This window comes from Streptomyces phytophilus (assembly GCF_013870535.1).
Classification (GTDB): Bacteria; Actinomycetota; Actinomycetes; order Streptomycetales; family Streptomycetaceae; genus Streptomyces; species Streptomyces phytophilus.
In genome coordinates this window covers 1-4,601 of record NZ_JACBXC010000428.1, presented here as the reverse complement: position 1 = coordinate 4,601, position 4,601 = coordinate 1, and the positions used below count along the sequence as shown (strand labels likewise).

Here is a 4,601-nt window from a genome sequence, read left to right as displayed (position 1 = left end):
CGGGTCGCTGGGGCTGCCGCGGCGGCTGTTGTCGATCCTGGTGGGCGAGGGGCTGTTCAACGACGTCACCGCGATCGTGCTGTACCACGTGGCGATCGCCGCGACCGTCTCCGGCACCTTCTCCGTCTCCGGCGCCGCGGGGCTGCTGGCGCTGTCCACCGTCGTCGCGCTCGCGGTCGGCTTCGCCCTCGGCTGGGCCGCGGAGCGGCTGATGCGGCTGCTCGACGACCCCACGCTGAAGATCGGCCTCACGCTGCTGGTGCCGTTCGCCGCGTACGTGCTGGCCGACGAGTTCAAGGGCTCCGGGGTGCTGGCGGTCCTGGTCACGGCGCTGTACCTGTCGGAGTACGCCACCGACGCCGACGACGTGCTCGGCCGGCTCGCCGAGCGCAGCTTCTGGGATGTCGTGGACACCCTCGTCACCGGCATCGCCTTCGGCCTGATCGGCCTGGAGCTGCACACCGTCGTGGCCTCCGGCGACTTCGACGGGGCGCTGGTGGGCGCGGCGGCCGCCGTCGTGGGCGTGGTCGTCGGCGTACGGCTGCTGTGGCTGCTGCCCGCCGCCGCGCTGGCGCAGCGGCTGCACCAGCGCGGCGGGCACCCGGACGAGGAGGAGGAGATCCCCACGACCTGGCGGGAGACCGTCGTCATGTGGTGGTCGGGGATGCGCGGCGTGGCCTCGGTGGCGCTGGTGCTCGCCATCCCGGTCACCGTGGACGGCGGCGGTCCGTTCCCGCACCGCAGCGATCTGCTGTTCATCGCCTTCGCCGTGGTCCTGGCCACCCTCCTCTGCCAGGGCCTGACGCTGCCCTGGCTGGTCCGCCAACTCGACGTGGGCGCCGACACGGAGGCCGAGCGGCAGCTCGAACGGCAGCTGGCGCTGCGCGCCGCGAAGGCGGCGCGGGCCCGGCTGGCGGAGATCGAGCAGGTGCAGGAGCTGCCCGAGGAGATGGCGGAGCAGCTCCAGCGGGCCGCGTACGGCATCGCCACCCGGCTCTACCCCGACCTCGTGGACGAGGACCGCCGCGAGGCGCACGCCCAGCGGCTGGAGCGGCTGCGCACCGGCCGGAAGATCACCGGGGAGCTGCTGTCCGCCGCCCGGCACGAGCTGCTCGCGGCCCGCAGCGAGGGCTACGACCCGGAGATCGTCGACCGCGTCCTACGGCACCTCGACGTCCGGACGCTCCGCGGCACCGTCTAGGGCCTTGTCGAGCGGCGCCTGCGCCGTCATCACCTTCGGCAGCGCGTACGGGTGCTTCTCCCGCAGCCAGGTGATCAGCTCCTCGCGCACCAGGCAGCGCAGGTCCCACAGCGCGTCCGCGTCCCGCGCGGTGGCCAGCGCGCGCACCTGCATCGTGGTCGGCGTGGTGTCCGTGACCACCAGGCTCCAGCCGCGCCCGTCCCAGTGCGCGCAGCCGAGCAGCACCTCGTGCAGCCGCTCGCGCAGCGCCCGTACGGGCGTGGTGTGGTCCAGGTGGAAGTAGACCGTGCCGGTCAGCTCGGCGCCGCCGCGCGACCAGTTCTCGAAGGGCTGGCTGGTGAAGTACGACACGGGGATGGTGATGCGGCGCTCGTCCCAGGTCTTCACCGTCAGGAACGTCAGGGTGATCTCCTCGACCGTCCCCCACTCGCCCTCGACGACGACCGTGTCGCCGATGCGGACCAGGTCGCCGAAGGCGATCTGCAGCCCCGCGAAGAGGTTGCCCAGCGTGGACTGGGCGGCGATGCCCGCGATGATGCCGATGACGCCGGCGGACGCGAGCATCGAGGTGCCCACCGCCCGCATCTGCGGGAACGTCAGCAGCATCGCGGCCACCGCGACCGTGCAGATGACGAACACCACCACGCGCTGGATCAGCGTGAGCTGCGTACGCACCCGCCTGCGGCGGGCCGAGTCGCGCGCCTTGGACTTGTAGCGGTGGTACGTCAGCTCCACGGCCGCCGCGACCACCTTGGTCAGCAGCCAGGCCACGGACGCGATCAGCAGCAGCGTCAGGACGCGCGTGACGGCCGTCCTGGTGTCGTCGCCGTGGGCCAGGTCGGCCCGCTCGTAGGTGCCCAGCAGGATCGACGTCAGGATGGCGAGCTGGAGCGGCACCCGGCAGCTTCGCAGCAGCCCCCAGATCGGGGTCTCGGGGTGCCGGGCGTCGGCGCGGCGGAGCAGCAGGTCGACCACGACCCCGGCGGTCGCGGTGACCGCGACGGCGCCGCCGATGACCAGGACGGGCCGGAGCACATCCTCGGTGGACACGTGAGCCTCCTTCGAACGCGGATCTCCCCGACCGTATCTGCCACGATGGGCGCATGACGATTCTGCTTTTCCACTCCATGTACGGAGTGCGTCCTGCCGTGCACGCTACGGCGGAGCGCTGGCGCGCCGCCGGGCACGAGGTGGTCGTCCCCGACCTCTACGACGGCCGCACTCCGGCGACGGAGGAGGAAGGCATCGAGGTCAGGGACGAGATCGGCAAGGACGAGCTGCTGGCGCGGGCCGTTAAGGCCGCGGCGCCGCACTCGGCGGGCGGGGTGCTGTACGCGGGCCTCTCGCTCGGCGGCGCGCTGGCGCAGAACCTGGCGCTCGCCGACGAGCACGCGCGGGGGCTGCTGCTGATGCACGGCACGTCCGACATCGCCGACGGGGCCGCGGCCGCCTCCGGCGAGCTGCCGGTGCAGCTGCACGTGGCCGACCCCGACCCGTACGAGACGCACGACTGGCAGACGGCCTGGTACCTGCGGATGGGCCGGGCCGGTGCCGACGTGGAGGTCTTCCGCTATCCGGGCGCCGGGCACCTGTTCACCGACCCCGGCCTGGCGGACTACGACGCGGAGGCGGCGCAGTCCGCCTGGCGGGTGGCGGATGCGTTCGTGGCGGAGCTGGACGTGCGCTCCGCCACGTGACGCGGGGTGACGGGCCTACGCGCCCAGCTTGTCCAGCTCGGTCGGGAGCAGGTTGGTCTCGATCTTCTTGCCGTCGATCTTGACCGTCGGGGTGCCCTCGATGCCGGCGTCGTCGAAGCTGGCGATCATCTCCAGGGCCCACTTGTCGAAGGTGCCCTTGTTGACGTTCTTCTGGAACTGCTTGTTGCCCTTGAGCTCGTCGACGTTCTTGGCGACGTCCAGCAGGTACTCGTTGTCGGCGAACTTGTCCTGGTTCTCGGCCGGGTGGTGCTCGGCCGAGTAGAGCAGCCCGTGGTACTCCTTGAACGCCTCGGTGCTGACGTCCAGGGCCGCCCCCAGGGCGCTGGCGGCGTTCTTGGAGCCGTTGCCGCCGAAGTTGCCGTCGATGATCGCGCCGAGGTGGACGCGGAGCTGGTACTTGTCGGCCTCGGCGCCCTTCTTGACCCGCTCGCCCAACTGCTGCTCGAACTGCGCGCAGGCGGGGCAGCGCAGGTCCTCGTAGACGTCGACGGTCTTCTCGGCGTCCTTGCCGCCGAGCACGACGGTGGTGCCGTTCTCGCCCTCGGCGTTCGCCGGCTGGACGAGCTTGGCGCTCTTGGCCGCGCTCCAGTCCTTGTCGCTGCCGTCGTCGCCGCCCAGGGCGCTGATCGCGAAGGCGATGCCGCCGACGACGGCCAGCAGACCGACGACGGCGCCGCCGACGAAGAGCTGCCGGCGCACCTTCTCCTTCTTGGCCTGCTTCTCGCGCTCGACGCGCAGCCGCTCGCGCGCGGCCCGCTTGGCTTCCTGGCTGTTTCGCTTGCTCATGGTGATAGGTCCTCGTGTGGTCGGTGTGGCTGTGTGCGTGCTTCTTCGGCCGGGCTGCCTGATCAGGCAGCGGCCGGGCACGGCGGGCCACGCCGCAGGACCGAGTGCAGCAGGTGGGGCTGCGGGCGCAGGGCGCGGGTACGGTCCCACCGGCGGCCGGGGCGGCCGGTGCTCCGTACCGGGGCGACGGTGATGATCGCGACGGCCAGCAGCAGCGGCCGGAAGGCGACGGCCGCGGCGGCGCGCAGCAGCCCGGCGAGGGCCGCCTCGCCGCGGCGCAGCCAGGCGGCGGCGACCAGGCCCACGCCGACGTGGGCGGCGAGCAGCAGCCACGGGCTGGCGGCGGTGCCCGCCAGCGCCTCGCCGCGGGCGGTCATCCGGGCGAAGGGGGTGCCGAACTCGCCGGAGCACAGGAGGTCGAGCCCCAGGGAGCGCATGGAGCCGGCGACGGGGCCGCCGGACTGGCCGTAGCAGGTGTGCTGGCCGGTGGTGAAGACGGTGTCGGCCGCCAGTTCCAGGGGCACGAGGAGGGCCGCGATGCTCCAGTAGCCGCGCTCGCGGCGGCCGGCGAGGAGATAGGCCACGACGAAGACGCCGGCGGAGAGTGCGGCGATCGTGCCGAGCGGCAGGGGGTTGGCGGAGAGGAGCACGTGGGCGCCCGCGGACAGGCTGATGCACAGCGCGGTGAAGACCGCCGCGCGCATCACCCTGATCGTTACGGCCGCATGTTCCATCGGGCGTGATTCTGCCACGTGGGACGGTAAACCGGTGCTAAAGGGGAGGGCCGGCTTCGGTACGGCCGGGGCCCGCGGTGTCAGTGGTCCGTCCTAGACTTCCCAGCGTCCTGCCCGCGCCCTCGCGCCCGCCGTCTGCTGGAGGTCCTCCGTCGTGGCCAA

At 72.5% G+C, this 4,601-nt stretch carries 5 protein-coding genes; 2 read left to right on the top strand and 3 right to left on the bottom strand.

The window, feature by feature from the left end; genetic code table 11:
- On the top strand, positions 1-1,201 hold a 1,201-nt coding region (locus H5J30_RS18480), incomplete at its 5' end, for a cation:proton antiporter (RefSeq protein ID WP_181788522.1).
- Here H5J30_RS18480 and H5J30_RS18475 read toward each other — a convergent pair.
- Entirely contained in the window at positions 1,160-2,251 is a 1,092-nt protein-coding gene (locus H5J30_RS18475; protein WP_181788521.1) for a mechanosensitive ion channel family protein, read from the bottom strand. The genes H5J30_RS18480 and H5J30_RS18475 overlap by 42 nt on opposite strands.
- A gap of 53 nt (positions 2,252-2,304) precedes the next feature.
- Here H5J30_RS18475 and H5J30_RS18470 point away from each other — a divergent pair, with 53 nt between their 5' ends.
- Positions 2,305-2,898 carry a dienelactone hydrolase family protein gene (locus tag H5J30_RS18470; RefSeq protein WP_181788520.1) on the top strand — a complete coding sequence of 198 codons (594 nt, stop codon included), beginning with the start codon at positions 2,305-2,307 and terminating at the stop codon, positions 2,896-2,898.
- Positions 2,899-2,913: 15 nt separating this feature from the next.
- On the opposite strand, the gene H5J30_RS18465 is transcribed toward H5J30_RS18470, so the two are convergent.
- Positions 2,914-3,705 carry a thioredoxin domain-containing protein gene (locus H5J30_RS18465; protein ID WP_181788519.1) on the bottom strand — a complete coding sequence of 264 codons (792 nt, stop codon included), beginning with the start codon at positions 3,703-3,705 and terminating at the stop codon, positions 2,914-2,916.
- Positions 3,706-3,767: 62 nt separating this feature from the next.
- Positions 3,768-4,409: a hypothetical protein gene (locus tag H5J30_RS18460; protein WP_181788518.1), complete on the bottom strand. Its 642-nt coding sequence runs from the start codon at positions 4,407-4,409 to the stop codon at positions 3,768-3,770.
- Positions 4,410-4,601: the final 192 nt, after the last annotated feature.